Origin of the sequence: Microcoleus sp. FACHB-831, assembly GCF_014695585.1 — a bacterium.
In the GTDB taxonomy this organism is placed as follows: domain Bacteria; phylum Cyanobacteriota; class Cyanobacteriia; order Cyanobacteriales; family FACHB-T130; genus FACHB-831.
In genome coordinates, this window is record NZ_JACJON010000060.1 from 106,800 (window position 1) to 124,442 (window position 17,643).

Consider the following 17,643-nt stretch of genomic DNA (forward strand, 5'->3'; position numbering starts at 1 on the left):
CCCCAAACCCCCTCCACATTAAAGTTTTACTTTGGTGAGGCTATGTTAGGCAGGCAGAAGCTTTTATGTTGGTAATGGTAATAGTCGAACGTGGTAAGGAGGAACAATGAAGAATTCCCTATTCCGCATTCCCTATTCCCCATTCCCCTTTGCCCTTTAGATATAGCTGGTTAAGTCCACAAGGCGGTTGGTATATCCCCATTCGTTGTCGTAATAGGCCAGGACTTTAACAAAGTTTCCCGTAAGTACGCTGGTTGAAGTCAAATTGACAATTGCTGAATGAGGATCGCCCACGCAATCAGAAGAGACGAGGGGAACTTCGCTTACTTTGAGAATTGATTTCATGGAATCGCTGGCATACTTGCGAAAAGCGTCGTTAATTTCGTCCTCTGTAACGGACTTCTGCAACAATGCACTCAGGTCGGTTACGGAACCTGTCGCTGTTGGTACGCGCAAAGCCATCCCATCGAGTTTCCCTTTGAGTTCAGGCAAGACTAAAGCTACAGCGGTTGCTGCACCTGTTGTAGTGGGGACGATGTTCTGCGCCGCGCCGCGTCCCCGCGCCCACTCTTCGGGATGTCCGGAGTCTACTAGACGCTGGTCGGCGGTGTAAGCGTGAACGGTTGTCATTAGCGCTTTTTCGATGCCGAATTCATCGTTGAGGATTTTGGCAATTGGGGATAAGCAGTTGGTAGTGCAGGAGGCGGCTGAAATTACATTGTCGCGTTCGGCGTCGTAGGTTTCGTGGTTGACGCCAAAGACGAAGGTAGGGACTGAACCTTTAGCTGGTGCGCTGATAATTACTTTTTTTGCTCCGGCTTCTAGGTGCAAACCAGCTTTTTCAGCGGTGCGAAAGAAGCCTGTAGATTCGATAACAACATCGATTTGCATATCCTTCCAGGGAAGGGCGGCGGGGTCTCTTTCAGCTACAAGGTCAACTTGTTTACCGTCAACAAGCAAACCTTTGTCGTTGTATCCTACGTCAGCGGGGAAGCGGCGATAAACTGAATCGTACTCTAGTAGGTAAGCTGCTAAGTCTGGTTTTAAGGCAACGTCGTTGATGGCTACGACTTCTAGATCGGGGTTTTGGTGGGCAATGCGAAAAAATGCTCGTCCGATACGCCCAAATCCGTTAATTGCTACTCGCTTCATAGGTTCACCTTTGAGGAATCGTCCAAATTTTTGCTAGGGTATTAACCCTCTAATACAGCGAAACTATTTGATAGGAACTGTAGTTTATGCAACTATCGGCGAAGAATTAACCAAGGGTTTAGTATCTGATGAGTGTGGTGAGATTAATTTTGGGAAGAATTGTAGTTTATGCAACTATTTTGCAAGACTTAAGCATCTGATGATGGTGGGGAGGTTAATTTGGAAGCGATCGCCCCCTGAAATAGAAAAGCGATCGCGCTCTCAAATAAAGAGGCGATCGCTTGAACCTAGAAAATTATTAACCTAAATTTTAATTGCCATTCCCTGGCAGAAAATAACGCAAGCGCCACTGTCCGCCAGAACGTACAAAGCTCGTCCGGTAATCGTTTTCCTCATCATGAAGAAAACGGTTTTCAATCCAGCCGCGCTGACCGTTTTGCACCCTCACAGGCGACCAGCCGGAAACTTGTTGCACTGCTTTTTGCCTAGCTGGTGATAGTTTGTTAAAAGCCTCTGTGTCAAACGAAACATATTGGTTAGACACTGAGCCTATAACTTTACCACCCATGCCAGGTTCGGCGCGGAGATTGACGTTTTGCCCGACAACAGCGAGGTTGCCAAAATTAGGTCTGTTAGGTCTAACTGACTGTTTAACTTTGGTGAGATCTGGGCATACCCATACACTCGAACCAGCTTCTTTGTTACCAACACGCGCCTGGGAGTCGATGCCACAACCTTGGCTAACGGCTTTTTCCATATGCGGCCAAAATTTAGACTGGTTGCTGTCAATTTTATAGCTGTTCAGATTAAGAGTTCCGCCATAATTCCATTGAGTCTGGGGAGTCACAATGGCGCGAATAAATTTAGCATCTGAACGCTGTACGGCATTCAACAACCGCTGGCGAAATGGCGAAAAATCGCTGCTAGCGTTGGCTTGAGCTTTTTGAGGACTGCTTTGTGCTAGTTTTTGAGATACAGGTTTTGTTTGAGAAAAAGTATTTTGGGCAAAGCTAGTCATTGTTGACCCAGCTATTGCACCCAAGGCAATCAGTCCAATCGTAAAACTCTGGAAGCGGTTCATTGTAACTCGTAACTTTCGTTGCTCATCTTCCTTAAAGGTAAGAAAGATGAATGCGATCGCACCTCACCCGACTTACTCACCCAATCGGGTGATTGTTTAATCAAAAGCGATCGCTGTTTTAACTTATGGTTAAACTAACTGTTAGTTTGCAGCTAATGAATTAGTAGCGATGCCTCATTAAAATATTTTTTGAATAAGCAGGCTTAAACCTTGCCAGAAAGCGCCGCCAACAAATACAAAAAATAAACTAATTAAAGCGGTTACTCCATAACTGATGCACATCAGCAAACCATCACCTTCCAAGGTAGCAACCACGAACAGCAAAATCCCGATGGTGGGGATGGGGTTGGTAAATGGAATCGGTAACAAAAGCAGGATACTAAGCCACACCATACAAACACCATTCAATTGCCAAACCCGACGATTGCGGGCCACTTTAGGTAACCGGGGACGGGCAATTTTCTCTAGCACCCCAGTCACTTTTTGGATGTTTTTTAATAGTTGCTGGGTAAACTTAGGGGGAAATTGAAATAGCGCTATTTTTTTTGGCAGCCAAGGACGCCGCCGCCCTAAAGCCATTTGCGCTGCTAACAGCAAACTGCCACCACCCAAAAACCAAGTTAATCCGGGCGGTAGGGGAAATAAAAAAGGCAAAACGAGCAAGCCGATAACTAGGCTAAAACCTCTTTCAGAAGTTTCTGCCAGAATAGCTGCTAAAGTTAGGGGCTGCGAGGCTAATCTTTCCAGGAGAGAATTAATATCTTTAGAAAACCGCATTTTTTATAAAGTACGGGTGAATTAGAAAAGAGAAGTAGCAACTAGAGGAGGAATTGCCTATTCTACTAATAGCTGCACCCGTATCCATTTGACTTCTATCTCAATAGCGATCGCTTAATCGTTTTTTCCTCTCGACCCAAGTGCTATCCTCTCTTGGCAAGCGACTAAAAAGAGTCTTATTTGTTCCGCTGCATATTGCGACGAGCAACCCAAATAACGAAAGCAACGATAATAATACCAAGTACAATTTTGGAAACTGGGCCGAGGTACTTATCTACAAGTTCATAATTATCCCCCAACGCATACCCAATATAGGTGAGCAAAACCACCCATATTGTAGTGCCCAAAGTTGAGTAGGCTATGAATGGTATTATTGGCATAGTGCTAATACCAGCCGGGATGGAAATTAGAGTCCGAATTCCTGGTACAAGGCGACCGAGAAAGACGGCTTTATTGCCATGTTTGTAAAACCAGCGTCTTGACTTTTCAATGTCATCACCTGATATTCCCAGCCACTTGCCATATTTGTCGGCTAAAGTCTTCAAGCGTTCCTCGCCCAAGAAGGAGCCTGCATAGTACCAAGGCAATGCTCCCAACATCGTCCCCAACACTCCTGCCAAAACCGCATAGGAGAAGTTCATATTGCCTTTTGCGACGGTGAACCCTGCCAAGGGCATGATCAACTCTGAGGGGATGGGAGGAAATAGGTTTTCTGCAAACATCAGCAGTCCTATTCCCAGATAGCCCAGCGAAGTCATTATCTCCGTTACCCATTTCTCCATCGAGTTGCTCCTTTGAGTGGGATGTGATTTTACGAGCGTTACGCTACTTTACATTGATTAACATCAGTTTTAACACATGAATTATCCGTACACCATTGTTTAGGAAGCCAGATGGCGATCGCGTGGACAAGGGGCACTCGCTTGCAAATAATATTTCGCTGCTAAACTTCCGCTGTAGTAACAGCGGTTCGCATCTGTTGCTGAAGTGGAACTAAAGCTCCGGGTAATTAATAGTTAACTTGCTAATTTTTCAGCAGAAAATGCCCAGTTTTGCATAGTATCTGCTTGACTGGTATTTATCCAATAATTAAATACTTTTATTTTTTAATTACAATTACTGTATGCGCTTTTTAAATTTGCCTTGTACTTAATCGCGATCGTTTTTAGCGTTCGTCCGTCTAACAATCCAGTAACCTATCGACAAGCAAAGAACTGATATTCCTAACCCAATTACCTGATCGCCTTCAACTTTTTCTAGGTCGAGGATAATAATTTTACGAGCTACGGCAATGATAGACGTAACAATCACCAACTCCACCTGAACAACGTGTTTTTTCAGGTAAGCAGTAATATTTTCTAAAATTTCCAGGGCAATCAAAACATTCAAAAACAACCCAAATGTTTTGAACAAAGTTTTGTTGAAAGGTTCATTTTGTTGCGTAAACAGGCTTTCCAGCAAAAAGGTTATTAGGTTCCAAATGGAAGCTAGAATAACCAGCACCATGATGACAGAGAGAACTTTGGAGACAACACCCTCTAGATCTTCCAGCGTATGCAGAAATTTATTATCGGAAGTTGCCTCTTTCACTTGCTTTGATAGTTTCTTCCATAGCAACATTGTTGTTAGGTTGGCTAAAAGCCAGACGGCAAGAGGTTTATTTTGAGAGCGATCGCGTTTCATTATCAGCTACAAAATTTATTAGTAAGGTGGGCAATGCCCACCCTAATCAAAATTTAATCATCGTCGTGGGCAAAACGATTGTAGAGATAGTCTAAGGCATAGTTGCGTAGCCTGTAGTATTCCGGGTCTTCCATAACGCGGGTGCGATCGCGGGGACGCGGAAACGGAATATCAATTATTTCACCAATCTTAGCCGCAGGTCCATTTGTCATCATCACCAATCGGTCTGCCAAAAACAGCGCTTCGTCAATATCGTGAGTAATCATCAAGACGGTAATGCGAAACTCATTCCAGATTTTCAGCAGTTCCTCTTGCAACTCCTCCTTAGTAATAGCATCCAGCGCACCAAAAGGCTCATCCAAAATTAATACTTGGGGACGCATTGCTAACGCACGCGCAATAGAAACTCGCTGCTTCATCCCGCCAGAAAGTTGCTTAGGTTTTTTGTTAGCAGCTTCCGCCAGTCCCACCATTGCTAAATGTTCGCGGACTATTTCCTCTTTTTCCGCTTTAGATTTGTTAGGATAAACCGATTTTACCCCCAGATAGACATTCTCAAACGCCGTCAGCCAAGGCAGCAAAGCATAGTTTTGGAACACCACCATACGATCCGGCCCAGGTGCGGTGATACGCTTATCTTTCAGCCGCACCTCTCCATCAGTTGGTGTCGCGAAACCCGACACCATATTCAGCAAGGTAGATTTACCGCAGCCAGAGTGACCGATTAAGCAGATAAACTCGCCTTCAGCAACGTTGAGGTTAACGCCATCAAGTACGGTGTAAGAGCCTTTTTTTGTTGGATAGACTTTAGTGACATCCTTAATTGTTAGGAAATTATCGCGAATAGGAGTTTTAGGTTTCGAGTTTGAGGTTAGGAGTTTCAGAGGTGAGATTGAAGTCTTTTTGATAGATTCCATGGTTGTGAAGAGTGTTGAGTGTTGAGTTGTCAATACCAAATCTCGGTATCGAATTGGTGAGTTTAACTGGTTGCATCGAAACGAGGTAGAACCTCTACCTTCTCGTTCCCAGGCTCTAGCCTGGGAACGAGGATTAAATCCAAAATTGAATTAGGCGACTTTAGTTGTGCTTCCGTCGATGACAACTTCCTCGTAACGGACATTACGCTTGATTTCCAAACTGTTGAGATAGCTGATGGGGTCGTCGGCGTTGAAGGTGCTGCCGTCAAACAATTGAATTGGCCCGCGAGTGTAAGTAATATCCAAAAGGCCGAGTTCTCGCGCCGCCGTGCTGAACACATCAACTCGACACATCCGTTCGATGATTTCCAACCAGTTTCGGGGGAAGGGTATCTTGTCCCAACGAGCCATCTGAGTCATCATCCACAGGTGTTCGGTACGAATGGGACGATTTACGCCTTCGCCGAAGAATTGGTGATGGGCATACTCGCGATGCTGTTCTAAGTTACAGACGTAAGGGTTGGGGTCGCCCAAGTGGAGGTATTTCTCATCAACACCCACATACTCTGGTCGGCTCAACATCTGGCGAATATCTTGCGCGTTGTTTTCGTCCCCACAGTAGCGGCAAGCTTCTAGAAGCGCTTTGACTAAGGCTATATGGGTTTTGGGATAAGCTAAAGCCCAATCTTCTCTTACTCCCAGCACTTTCCCTGGATGTCCCAGCCAAATCTCTAAGTCGGTGGCAATGGTATAGCCGATTTTTTCGTCAGCGGCGCGGATGTTCCAGGGTTCGCCGACGCAGTAACCATCAATGTTTCCAGCTTCCAAATTCGATATCATTTGGGCGGGAGGGATGACTGTCAACTTAACATCCCGATCCGGGTCAATGCCACCGGAGGCTAGCCAGTAACGCAACAGCAGATTGTGCATGGAAGATGGATGTACCATACCCAAGGTGTGCGGTTGATCTGGCGATTTCAGCAAAGCATCTTTGAAGTCTGTTAAGGAGAATACGCCTTGGTTGTAAAAGCGTTTCGCCAGGGTGATGGCATTGCCGTTGCGAGTCATCGTCAGGGAACTAACAACGGGAACGGCTTTACCTTCGTTTCCGCCTAGCGTCAACCACAGAGGCATTCCGGCTGGCATTTGCGCTGCGTCTAAGTGGCCTGCTGTAATGTCGTCGGTGATGCCGCGCCAAGAAGGTTCGCGCACGAGGGTGACTTGTTCTAGACCGTGCTTGGCAAAGAAGCCGCGTTCTTTGGCTACGACTAAGGGGGCGCAAGCGCTGAGAGGGACGAAGCCAATTTCGATATTGACTTTTTCTAGACCGTTGCGGGCGATCGCTCCTTTGGGTTTGGCTTGGCGTTTCTTAGCTTGTTTCTGCCTATTCAGGAAGTAGATGATCTCGCTTCGCATGCTGTAGTAGCTTGGATGATTCACTACTTCCATGCGCTGGCGGGGACGCGGAATATCTACTTCCATGATTTGCCCAATATTAGATTCTGGGCCATTGGTGAGCATTACGATTCTGTCAGACAGCAGCAGTGCTTCATCGACATCGTGCGTCACCATGATCGCGGTGATGTGGGTTTCTTCGCAGATTTGCATGAGCTTTTCTTGCAAACCGCCCCGCGTCAAGGCATCAAGTGCGCCGAAGGGTTCATCTAGTAGTAGTAACTGGGGACGAATGGCGAGGGCGCGGGCGATCGCTACCCGTTGTTTCATCCCCCCCGAAAGCTGCCCCGGTTGCTTATCAGCATGAATTCGCAACCCCACCATATCGATGTGGTGTTCTACAATTTCTTTGCGCTCTTTAGGGGATAAATCTCGCATCACCCGCTCCACAGCTAGGGCGATATTTTGACGCACTGTTTTCCAAGGCAAGAGCGAGTAATTTTGGAATACCACCATCCGGTCTGGCCCCGGTTCTGTAACTTTTTTCCCCTCTAAAACCACGCCTCCTTCGGTCGCTCCATCTAAACCAGCGACGATATTTAGTAAGGTTGATTTGCCACAACCAGAGTGACCGATCAAAGAGATAAATTCGCCTTTTTTGATTTCTAGCGAAATATTCTTCAGTGCGACATAGCTGCCGCCATTAGCTAGGGAATAAACTTTGTCAATCCGATCTACATCAACAAATACAGACATGGCGTTTAATAGTTTTGAGTTTTGTTAGCGTAGCCAAGTAGCACGTTTTGATGGTTCAGTGTTCATTGCCCGATGAACCATGAACCATGAACTATGAACTATGAACTATTTCTGTTCTTCTGGAATAACTTTGCTGGCAACAAATCCCACCAGACGATCTAGCAAGAGTCCGACAACGCCAACCCAGATTAGAGCTAGGATAATTTCACTCACAAAGCCGCTGTTGTATGCATCCCAGATAAAGAAGCCAATTCCTACACCACCAATCAGCATCTCAGCAGCAACAATTGCCAGCCATGACAAGCCAATCCCAATTCTCAAACCAGTGAATATATAAGGAACAGAAGCCGGGAAGACAATTTGATAGAAATACTCCTGACGGCTGAGGCGCAACACCCTAGCGACGTTTTTATAATCTTGGGGAATCTGCTGCACGCCTACAGTTGTGTTGAGGATAATCGGCCAAATGGCGGTGATGAAAATAACGAAGATTGCAGAGGGGTCAGATTGTTGGAATGCTGCCAGAGAAATGGGCAACCAGGCTAAGGGTGGAATGGTACGCAGCACTTGGAAAAGTGGATCTACGGCATCGTACAAAAATTCATTTGTGCCGACTAAAATACCGATTGCAATACCAACAATTGCAGCCAGAGAGTATCCCAAGGCAACCCGTTGCAAGCTGGCTATTATTTGCCAAAATAAGCCTTTATCTGTCGCACCGTTGTCAAAGAAAGGATTGAGAATTAGTTCCCAAGTTTCTATCAAAACTGTGAGCGGCCCTGGTAAGGTTCCGCCTGTATTGAGTAAAGTAAATATCTGCCACAGTAAAAGAAAGACGCCAAGAGCAATTATGGGGGCTACTATTTTGCGCGTTTTCTTATTTGTCAATAGGGATGAGAAACCTGAACGATTCGCAGCGATCGCCATTGGACTAACCTCCAAAAGAAAGTGATGAGTTTTTAATTATTCTTAGTCAGCGTTCGTTAGCCATTTGTCATCGGTCATTTGCAGCGGGCAAATGACAAACGACTACACTTGCTTGATGTTCTTAATCTTGAGGCTATCCAAGTAAGCCTGTGGATTTTCTGGATCGAAGGTGACACCATCAAAGAAGGTTTCTATTCCCTTCGATGGGCTGATGGGGATGTCAGCCGCAGCGACGCCTATTTCTTTAGCAGCTTCTCGCCACAAATCTTCGCGGTTGACGGCTTTAATGATTGCCTTGGTGTCGAGAGTCGGTGGCAGATTGCCCCAGCGAATGTTTTCAGTTAAGAACCACAAATCGTGACTTTGGTAAGGATATGAAGCGTTATCATTCCAGTAGCGCATCAGGTAAGGGCTGTTTTCTACAATCTGGCGATCGTTGCCATAGTTAACTTTACCCTTGAGCCGATCTTCGATATAGTCTACTTTCACTTTCGCCCATTTCCGCTGTGCGAGAATTTTGCACAATTCCTCGCGGTTTTCCATGTTGTCGCACCACTGTTGCGCTTCTAATACTGCCTTGAGAATTCCTTTGGCAGTCTGAGGATTTTTGTCCATCCAATCAGCGCGGAAGCTTAGGGCTTTTTCAGGATGGTTTTTCCAAAACTCACCTGTGACAATGGCGGTGTAGCCGAGTTTTTCCCTAACTAAGCGTTCGTTCCAAGGGTCGCCTACGCAGAAGCCATCCAGGTTGCCTACTCTGACGTTGGATACCAGTTGAGGGCCTGGTACTACCAGAACTGAGACATCTTTATCGGGATCTATGCCACCGGAGGCTAACCAATAGCGCAGCATGGTGTCGCTGGTGCCACCTTTGAAGGTCATCCCAAACCGCAGGGGTTTTTTATCTGCTTTTGCTTGGTCGGCTTTTGCCTTTAATTTTGAGGTGTCCAGGCTGACATCTATATCTTTGTGGGCGTTGGATACGGAAATTCCCTGTCCGTCAATATTCAGCCGCGCCACAATGTACATGGGGATCTGTTTTTTGCCTTTGGTGACGGTGCCGAGGGACATTTGGTAAGGCAGGGGGGAGAGAACCATTGCACCATCCAGCCCACCACCAGCTGAACCAAGTTCTAAGTTATCCCGCGTTACACCCCAAGATGGTTGCTTTAGCAATTTGACATCGGGGACTCCGTGCTTGGCAAAGAAGCCTTTGGCTTGGGCAATAATCAGCGGCGCAGCGTCGGTTTGACCGACAAAGCCGATTCTTGCACTCTGTCCAGAGCCTTGGTCAATAACGCCTGCTATGTTACTGGTCTGCGGATTGCTGGCGTTGCTCTGGGTACAGCCTTTTAAGAGTACTGCTCCGAGTGTTGTTGCGCCAGCGGTGAGTAGAAATTTGCGTCTGGTAAATGGGGCTGAAGGCTTGGTCATAAGTTATCTTTATAATGTGGCCAAGGTCAGTCGCGATCGCTGAACGGGAGCGTTCTTTAATCTTCACTTCGTCGTTAAAGCCTACTATAGCGGCTCTTTCAGAGGATGTATAGACCCCAGAACCCGAAAGTTTAATTAAATATTAAATGAAGTGTATAAGTAAAATTTGTTCGTACCCTAAATGTTTGTATAGGCTGTAATTGCCTTCTCGCAAGAGTTATAAGCTTTATATAGCTATCTTATGTATCAGAGGCCAGGTAGGCTACTTCAAATCTACAGGCATTAATATATTTATAAGTTTTATTTATATAAATTGGCTCTAGGAGAGTTCCCCGGTTCAGTGCTGGGTTGATTAGACCTCTCCAACAACTCTCAAAGCCTTTCTATTTCTAATATTGATTTATGAGTGTCAAAAGCCAGACACTCATAAATCAACGGTTACATAGTGCTTTGGGAGTATTGCTATCAAATTAATTTGTGCTTTGAAGCCAAATTATCTCATTAATTAGAAATTATTTGTTTAGGTATTTAGCTATTCACAACTATTGCGCCTATTCGCCCTATTTTAGAAAAATCTACTCTAGCGATATAAATTGGCATACTTAATGGTATTTCCTAATGCTCAGAAATCTGCTTGACCCGTTAGCATTATTTTTAGAAATTTTTGCGAATTAGCATGAATTTGTTTTAATAATTCGTTTTGTTTAATATTAGGCATCAGGTAATCGTAAATAGCTACAGTAACTTCATACTGTTCTTCTGGCAATTCTGACAATGATTCTAAAGCCTCTTCTCCCCCAAGCACTGTTTCAATGAGGTAGCCATCTCCTAAACATTAAATATTTTTGAAATTCTATTTCAAGGCTATCAAGAATTGTCGGCTCATCATCAATACATATAATTACAGGTTTATTGATAATTTTGCCAAACCTGATTTAATAGCTTCAATCAACTCACTATTATTCCAAGGCTTGGGTAAGTAGGCGTGTAATTTAGCTTGAGATATGGTTCTTTCAATAGCTTCTGCGTCAGCTTGTCCTGTCAGCATAATTGTAATAATTTGGGGATAGTTTTTATGAATGAGGATGAAAAATTCATCTCCCTTCATTCCCGGCATCAACCAATCAGAGACAATTACTAGGATGTCTACCTTATCTTCAACTAATTCTTCAATAATTTCTAAAGCTTCGTCAGCGCTTTCAGCAAACTCACCAACATAAGTATTACCAAAGGCTTTTTGGAGTTCTATCTCCAGACTTTCCAACACCACTACTTCATCATCAACACACAAAATTGCTGGTTTAGGCATAGCTATTTTCTTTTATTTGTAAAGCTTGGTAAGTAAATAGGCGTAATTTAAATTTAACCCAGTCTTGTTGTTATCCTAGAAAGCGGCTCAAAAATCCCTCGTCAATACCCGAAATCGCTTGCTTAGATATGGCTTATTTCTTCGTTGACATTCGTAGGCAGGAATATTGTAAAAGTGGTTTGACCTGGGAGCGATGAGACTTCAATTTTACCCTGATGTTTTTCAATAATCTTTCTGACAATATCCAACCCTAAGCCGCTGCCTTCTCCAGGAGCTTTGGTTGTAAAAAATGGTTCAAAGATTTTAGGCATAAGCTCAAGGGGAATCCCCTTGCCACTATCGGTGATGCTGACTAAAGCAGTTGTATCTTGTTGTTTCACATCAATTTTTAAACTTCCTTTATAGTCCATCGCTTGCAAAGCATTATGCACCAGATTTGTCCAAACTTGATTCAGTTCATCGGGATAACACCCGATTGATGGCACCTCACCATAGTTCCTAATCACTTCCACTCCCTGTTTAAATTGGTTGTGATAGAGAGTTAATACAGTTTCAATGCCTTCAATAATATTTGCCTGTACCTTATGTCCAGAGTTGTCATAACGCGCATAGCTTTTTAAAGCAAATACGACTTTGGCGGCGCGGTCTGTGGCCGTCGCAATGGTGCGGGTGCTTTTTTGTACGCTTGCCCACTCATACGCTGTTTTTAAAATTGTTTCGCTATCAGGGTCTTTTAGCAATGGCAAAAAGGCTTGAATATCGTCATAGACGCCGATGTTGACTAGGGTAGCGGCGATGGTGTCGGCATTGTCGATCTTCTGTTGTTCGAGTTGACGCTGTAAATCTTTTTTGATAAGACGTTTTTCTTTAGTTGATAAGAGGGTATTTTGTTGGCTTGATTTAGCAAGGAGAGATAAGAAATATTGCTGGTGTTCTGGAGATAGGTTTTGAAAAAAAGTGGGAAATATATCTATATTTTTAGTTAAAAATTCGCTAATATTGTCGATTGATGAGCGAATCGCTCCCAATGGGGTATTAATTTCATGGGCAACACCAGCAATCAATTGTCCTAGTGCTGCCATTTTTTCCGATTGAATTAATTCTTCTTGGGTAGCTTTAAGGTGGTCGAGAGCTTGCAAGAGTTCTTGGGTGCGTGAGGCAACTTGAATTTCTAAAGTGCGATTATATTCGGATATCAACTTTTCTGCTTGTTTGCGTTTGGTAATGTCTTGAAAGGCAGCGATCGCGTAGACAACGTTACCCGTTTCATCAAAAATTGGCGTGGTAGAAACTTCCAAGGGGACAATCTTATCCGGATGGTAAAGTTCTAGATCGTCAGCCTTGGCTGTTTCACCTGTTAGGGAACGCACGATCGGCAGTTGGTCGGTTGGGTAAAACTCCTGGGTTCCGGCACGATAAACTTGAAAAGCCTTTGTCAATTGCTCAGTTTTGGCTTCTGATAAAACGTTGATGCCAAGTAACTGTTGTGCTGTCTGGTTGGCATAGTAGAGTTGTCCGGTAGAGTCGTGGACAGATACACCCATTGGCATCGCTTCTAGGTATTGATTCAACCGTCTTTCACTTTCGGTGACTTCAGCGTAGAGTTTGGCATTGGTAATTGCGATCGCCGCTTGCCCAGATAATAGTTGTATGACTTCCAACCTGTCAGGAGTAAAAGCTCCCCCTGTTAGATTATTTTCTAGATAGACAATGCCACTAAGTTGACCTTGATATATCAGTGGCGCACACAATATAGATTTGGTCTTATTCGCTTTAATATACGGGTCAAGTGTAAATTTGCCCTGATGCGTCGCATCGTTCTCTACAACAGTTTCTTTGGTACGGGTGACATAGTTTACGATCGATTCAGGTAGGTATTTGTTAACTGGAATTGACTGCAATACTTTAACGTCATCAGCATCCACCTCCCTAGAGGCTTCAATTACCCATTCTCCTGCTCTATCTAAAATGAGAAAGCCTGTTTGCGCCCCAGCATTCTGGATGAGAATCTTCATTAAAGAAGCAAGTAACTTATCCAGCACAATTTCGCCGGAAATGGCTTGGGAGGCTTTCATTAACGTAGCTAAATCCAACGCTTCGCCTGACTGGCTGCCAGTTGCGGAATTGGTGGTTATCGTAGAAGTGCAAGTAATGCTTTTAGGGGCAGATGATTTAGGCAATAACTGCGGGTATTTGGCTTCTAACTCCTCTACCTTGGCGATCGCTCCCCAGCGCGTGTAGGCGTAGTGTGCCTCTTTCATATAGGTTTGGGCAATCTTAGTCTTACCACGCTCTAGATAAAACTTTGCGCCTAACTCATAAGCTAACGCCTCTTCTTGGATAAATTGGTGATCGCTGGCTCCTTTAATGGCTTGCTCATAAAACTCTACTGCTTGCCAATATTGCCCCAAGACTCGCGCTTTCTCTGCTTCCACTAGATAAAATTTATGCAGGTGATTCATTGGAGCATGGTGCGCCCATTTCTGCATCTTTTGTTGATTGGTGTTAACTCGATTGAGCCAATCCTCTTTTTCCGAGTTTGAAGCTTCAGCAAATATGCTTAAATGTGCTAGAGAATCATATAAATAAAATACAGGTACAGATATCATTGCTGTGACACCATCTAAATACTGTTCTGCTATAACAGCATTTTGTCTAGCTTGATCAGTCTCCCCAAACAGATAACATAGGATAAGTTTATTTAGATAGAAGAAGTGAAGTCCAGTTCTGTCATTGGCTTTAAGAGCAAGCGGCAGCGATCGCTCCTCATTGTAGGCATCACCCATCAAACGGATAGGATTTTTAGACCGACCTAGCAAGTTAAAGACTGCCTGCCGAAACCTGGCAAGCCAATGAAAAGGATTTTCCCGTCTAATTTGGCTTATAGCGTTACTATAGGTCGCCATTTTTTGTTCTACTTCTATAAGTTCCTGCCCCATGAAATATGAGTGACAGCACAAGTAACAGGAAGAATAACCCGCAAATTCAAAGCCTCCGGTTTCCACTCCACGTTGATAACTCTCAATCAAAATAGGTAGCGTTTCTCTGATATGTTCTTTCCAGGGCATTACGTGGGAACCCAATACATGAAATGCCTTAGCCGTGCTTTTCTTGTCATTGAACCGTTCCGCCAAACTAAAAACTAATTTTCCAAATTTATAACCCAACTCAATGTCTTGAACTACTCCACACAAAATTAATGCGTAAGCGGCATAACTATTTGTGGACCAGGTAGCATTGCCATATTTGATAGATAAGTTAACCATCGATAGCACAATCAGTAACATAAGTGTAGGAGCCGCTATATAGGCGGCACTACTTATACTCAATAGGATATAGAGCGCTGCCTGCGGCTCGGGTTCGGTCATGTCCGGCAGGTTAATTAGCTCTTCGATTTCTTGCTCAGCATAGAGTAAAGCGGTTTCCTCAAACCCTCTTTGAATATCTAATTGGCTCGGTTCTTCTGGTAAGCTCACCCCTAACAGTTTCAGTACTTGAAGCCCAATCTTTATGGATTCTTTGAGGTTTCCCTGTGCACCAGCTGCTAGAATTTTGCTATCGTAAACTTTTACTTTGTCCAGCACTGTTTTGGAATAGTTCAATACGACTTCTGCCAACTGCTCCATCTGCTCGAAGTCACCGTTAAGGTACGCCGCCTCTGTTGCTTCGTCGTACAAAGATAAGGTTAGGTGATACTGTCGCTGCCAACTATCTGCACACAGGAGTTTAAGTCCCGCATTCAAATACCCAACGGCTGCTCGATAAGCTGTTGCTGCTTTCGCTTTCTTACCCGCGGTCAAATTTAGTTTTGCGATTCCCTCTCGCTCGTCTTGATCGGTAACAAGCTCAACACCAAGATTAAGATGATCGACTATTTTAAATATCTCCTCCGATAAGGTTTCTAGTGCGGTATTTTGCAACAGCAAGCGACCAATTTGTAAGTGAACGGCTTTCTTGCGATCCTCGTCTATCAAGGCATAAGCAGCTTGTTGTACTCGATCGTGCAGGAACTTGTAATCGTGAATTAATAATTCTTTATCTAATTCGGATAGAGGCAGGATTAATGCAGACTGAACTGCTGTAACTAAATCTGTAAAAATTGATTCTTTGGATTGTTCACTAATGATAGAAAGAGTTTTTAAGTCGAAAGATGCACCAATACAAGATGCTAAACGTAAAACCTGTTGTGTAGATTCCGGCAATCTTTTCACCTTGCCAATCATCAACTCCACAACATTATCTGTAATGTCTTGGGCTTCAATTTGAGCTATATTCCACGTAAAGTTGTGATATTCAAAATCAAAAGTTATCAAATTATCGGCGTGCAATGTTTTTATAAACTGATTGACAAAAAACGGATTGCCAAGAGTTTTTATCATCACGAGTTCTGCCAGAGGTTTTACCTCCGCAGTGTAGCTATGCAATGTGTCGGCAATCAGTTGGCTAATATGTTCTAGTTCTAAAGGGGCTAAAGTAATAGAATTGATAGTTGCTCCTAGATTACGCAACCCTTCAAGCGTCATTATCAATGGATGTGTTGGGCTAACTTCGTTATCCCGGTACGCCCCAATTAGGAACAAATATTGCGTCTCATTATCTGTCATCATCAGTTCAATTAACTTGAGTGTGGCGGAGTCTGCCCACTGCAAATCATCCAGAAAGATGACTAAGGGATGCTCTTTTGAGCAAAATGCCCGGATAAAGTTTTGAAAGACGAAATTAAAGCGATTTTGAGACTCAGTTGCTCCTAATTCAGGCACGGGTAGCTGCTTACCCACAATCAATTCCACTTCGGGAATTACATCAATAATTACTTGACTGTTAGAACCAAATGCCGCTAAAAGGTTTTCTCGCCAAAGGTTTAGTTGTGCTTCGCTTTCAGATAAAATTTGCTGTATTAATCCCTTAAAGGCACTGACAATAGCAGAGTAGGGAATATTTCGCTGAAATTGGTCAAATTTACCTTCTGTGAAATAGCCGCGCAGTCGAGTATTGGGTTTATGAATTTCGGCAACTAAGGATGACTTTCCAATACCCGAATAACCCGCTACTAACATCATTTCGACCCCCCCTTGCCCCCCCTTACTAAGGGGGGGTTGAGGGGGGTTAGCTACTCGCTCGAATGCTGTCAGTAAGGTTTCAACTTCTGCTTCACGTCCATAGAGTTTTTGGGGAATTTGAAACTTGTCAGAAATATCTGACGAGGCGAGGGGAAAGTCTGTTATATTTCCATTTTCGTGTAACTGGGCGAGACATTTTTCTAAATCAGCTTTAACTCCCCAAGCACTTTGGTATCGTTCCTCCGCTGTTTTCGCCATTAGTTTCATCACAATGTCTGCAACGACTTTGGGAATCTCTGGTAAAAGCTGATGGGGCGGTACTGGCTGTTTGGCGATATGACAATGCACCAACTCCAGCACATCGGTAGTCTCAAATGGTAGCTGTCCTGTAAGCAGTTCGTAGAAGGTGACACCGAGGGAGTAAAAGTCCGTGCGGTAATCAAGAGTTCTGTTCATCCGTCCCGTTTGTTCGGGCGACATATAGGCTAAGGTGCCTTCTAAAACATTCGGATTTTTCAGTGTGGGATTTTCGCGGGTTAATACTGTCGAAATGCCAAAATCGATGATTTTAAGAGTCTCTGTTTCTGGGTTAAAAACGATATTGGATGGATTAATATCTTTGTGAATGACATTGAGGGCGTGAATCGCGCCTAAAATCTCAGCCGTCTTGATAGCAATGCTGAGGAATTCTGATAGCGGCAAGGTATGTTTTAACCCTATCGGCTCATTCATTAATTGCTGTAAAGATGAAGCACCGAAATCTTCTAAGATAATAACTAGAGTCTTCTGATAGGGTAAGAGAGCAAAAGCTTTAATTACACCAGCGAGATTAAAGTTGCGGGTGATTTCATATTCCTGCTTGTATTGGGTAAGTTTATTCGGCGTGGGATAGTCTTCTTTGAGAACTTTGAGGATTACGGCTCGATTATCCTGCTCTCTGATAGCCCGATATATTTTTGAATTAATACTTTCATAGATTTGTGTGAGAATCTGGTAGCCAGGAATTTTAATCATGGTTAGGTTGACGATAAGAGTGAGGAATTTGTAGAACAAAAGGGATAATCAAGACAGTTTGTAGAGGAACCTCTACACAAACTTCGTTAACTACAGGAGCTAGAAGATTGATTGCCATTGGGGCAGTTTAGTATTTAA

The 17,643-nt window shown here is 43.9% G+C and carries 14 protein-coding genes; 1 reads left to right on the plus strand and 13 read right to left on the minus strand.

Features of this window, described 5'->3' with window-relative positions; genetic code table 11:
• Positions 1–156: 156 nt before the first annotated feature.
• Positions 157–1,152 carry a type I glyceraldehyde-3-phosphate dehydrogenase gene (gap, locus tag H6F77_RS16805; RefSeq protein ID WP_190489697.1) on the minus strand — a complete coding sequence of 332 codons (996 nt, stop codon included), beginning with the start codon at positions 1,150–1,152 and terminating at the stop codon, positions 157–159.
• 67 nt (positions 1,153–1,219) lie between these two features.
• On the opposite strand from gap, the gene H6F77_RS16810 reads away from it, so the two are divergent.
• Positions 1,220–1,459 carry a hypothetical protein gene (locus H6F77_RS16810; protein ID WP_190489698.1) on the plus strand — a complete coding sequence of 80 codons (240 nt, stop codon included), beginning with the start codon at positions 1,220–1,222 and terminating at the stop codon, positions 1,457–1,459.
• Between the two features lie 3 nt (positions 1,460–1,462).
• Here H6F77_RS16810 and H6F77_RS16815 read toward each other — a convergent pair whose 3' ends face one another.
• From H6F77_RS16815 to H6F77_RS28475, 12 genes are all read right to left on the minus strand, one after another.
• Positions 1,463–2,233, minus strand: a complete 771-nt coding sequence (locus H6F77_RS16815) for an SH3 domain-containing protein (RefSeq protein ID WP_190489699.1) — start codon at positions 2,231–2,233, stop codon at positions 1,463–1,465.
• Between the two features lie 177 nt (positions 2,234–2,410).
• Positions 2,411–3,010 (minus strand): exopolysaccharide biosynthesis protein, encoded by a 600-nt coding sequence (locus H6F77_RS16820; RefSeq protein ID WP_190489700.1) that lies wholly within the window; start codon positions 3,008–3,010, stop codon positions 2,411–2,413.
• Between the two features lie 176 nt (positions 3,011–3,186).
• Positions 3,187–3,792 (minus strand): DedA family protein, encoded by a 606-nt coding sequence (locus H6F77_RS16825; protein ID WP_190489701.1) that lies wholly within the window; start codon positions 3,790–3,792, stop codon positions 3,187–3,189.
• A 367-nt stretch (positions 3,793–4,159) separates the two neighbouring features.
• A complete protein-coding gene (locus H6F77_RS16830; RefSeq protein ID WP_190489702.1) occupies positions 4,160–4,693 on the minus strand; it encodes a phosphate-starvation-inducible PsiE family protein in 534 nt (177 codons plus the stop codon).
• A 53-nt stretch (positions 4,694–4,746) separates the two neighbouring features.
• Positions 4,747–5,610 carry an ABC transporter ATP-binding protein gene (locus H6F77_RS16835; RefSeq protein WP_190489703.1) on the minus strand — a complete coding sequence of 288 codons (864 nt, stop codon included), beginning with the start codon at positions 5,608–5,610 and terminating at the stop codon, positions 4,747–4,749.
• Positions 5,611–5,760: 150 nt separating this feature from the next.
• Entirely contained in the window at positions 5,761–7,761 is a 2,001-nt protein-coding gene (locus H6F77_RS16840; protein WP_190489704.1) for an ABC transporter ATP-binding/substrate-binding protein, read from the minus strand.
• Between the two features lie 105 nt (positions 7,762–7,866).
• Positions 7,867–8,688, minus strand: coding sequence for a nitrate ABC transporter permease (gene ntrB, locus H6F77_RS16845; RefSeq protein WP_190489705.1), 822 nt, complete (start codon positions 8,686–8,688; stop codon positions 7,867–7,869).
• A 102-nt stretch (positions 8,689–8,790) separates the two neighbouring features.
• Positions 8,791–10,122, minus strand: a complete 1,332-nt coding sequence (locus H6F77_RS16850; RefSeq protein WP_190489706.1) for a CmpA/NrtA family ABC transporter substrate-binding protein — start codon at positions 10,120–10,122, stop codon at positions 8,791–8,793.
• Between the two features lie 622 nt (positions 10,123–10,744).
• Positions 10,745–10,927 carry a response regulator gene (locus H6F77_RS16855; protein ID WP_190489707.1) on the minus strand — a complete coding sequence of 61 codons (183 nt, stop codon included), beginning with the start codon at positions 10,925–10,927 and terminating at the stop codon, positions 10,745–10,747.
• A 96-nt stretch (positions 10,928–11,023) separates the two neighbouring features.
• Positions 11,024–11,431 carry a response regulator gene (locus tag H6F77_RS16860; protein WP_190489708.1) on the minus strand — a complete coding sequence of 136 codons (408 nt, stop codon included), beginning with the start codon at positions 11,429–11,431 and terminating at the stop codon, positions 11,024–11,026.
• A 122-nt stretch (positions 11,432–11,553) separates the two neighbouring features.
• Positions 11,554–17,505 (minus strand): ATP-binding sensor histidine kinase, encoded by a 5,952-nt coding sequence (locus tag H6F77_RS16865; RefSeq protein ID WP_190489709.1) that lies wholly within the window; start codon positions 17,503–17,505, stop codon positions 11,554–11,556.
• The gene (locus H6F77_RS28475; protein ID WP_255515778.1) at positions 17,498–17,623 is read right to left on the minus strand and encodes a hypothetical protein; all 126 of its coding nucleotides are present in this window, start codon (positions 17,621–17,623) and stop codon (positions 17,498–17,500) included. Before H6F77_RS28475 ends, H6F77_RS16865 begins: the two co-directional genes overlap by 8 nt.
• Positions 17,624–17,643 lie beyond the last annotated feature (20 nt).

Excerpts from the sequence above, each read along its gene's own strand:
- H6F77_RS28475 (WP_255515778.1), bottom strand. The coding sequence starts at position 17,623 with ATGGCAATCAATCTTCTAGCTCCTGTAGTTAACGAAGTTTGTGTAGAG.
- H6F77_RS16815 (WP_190489699.1), bottom strand. The coding sequence starts at position 2,233 with ATGAACCGCTTCCAGAGTTTTACGATTGGACTGATTGCCTTGGGTGCA.
- H6F77_RS16860 (WP_190489708.1), bottom strand. The coding sequence starts at position 11,431 with ATGCCTAAACCAGCAATTTTGTGTGTTGATGATGAAGTAGTGGTGTTG.
- H6F77_RS16865 (WP_190489709.1), bottom strand. The coding sequence starts at position 17,505 with ATGATTAAAATTCCTGGCTACCAGATTCTCACACAAATCTATGAAAGT.
- H6F77_RS16825 (WP_190489701.1), bottom strand. The coding sequence starts at position 3,792 with ATGGAGAAATGGGTAACGGAGATAATGACTTCGCTGGGCTATCTGGGA.
- H6F77_RS16840 (WP_190489704.1), bottom strand. The coding sequence starts at position 7,761 with ATGTCTGTATTTGTTGATGTAGATCGGATTGACAAAGTTTATTCCCTA.
- H6F77_RS16820 (WP_190489700.1), bottom strand. The coding sequence starts at position 3,010 with ATGCGGTTTTCTAAAGATATTAATTCTCTCCTGGAAAGATTAGCCTCG.
- ntrB (WP_190489705.1), bottom strand. The coding sequence starts at position 8,688 with ATGGCGATCGCTGCGAATCGTTCAGGTTTCTCATCCCTATTGACAAAT.
- gap (WP_190489697.1), bottom strand. The coding sequence starts at position 1,152 with ATGAAGCGAGTAGCAATTAACGGATTTGGGCGTATCGGACGAGCATTT.
- H6F77_RS16835 (WP_190489703.1), bottom strand. The coding sequence starts at position 5,610 with ATGGAATCTATCAAAAAGACTTCAATCTCACCTCTGAAACTCCTAACC.
- H6F77_RS16830 (WP_190489702.1), bottom strand. The coding sequence starts at position 4,693 with ATGAAACGCGATCGCTCTCAAAATAAACCTCTTGCCGTCTGGCTTTTA.
- H6F77_RS16850 (WP_190489706.1), bottom strand. The coding sequence starts at position 10,122 with ATGACCAAGCCTTCAGCCCCATTTACCAGACGCAAATTTCTACTCACC.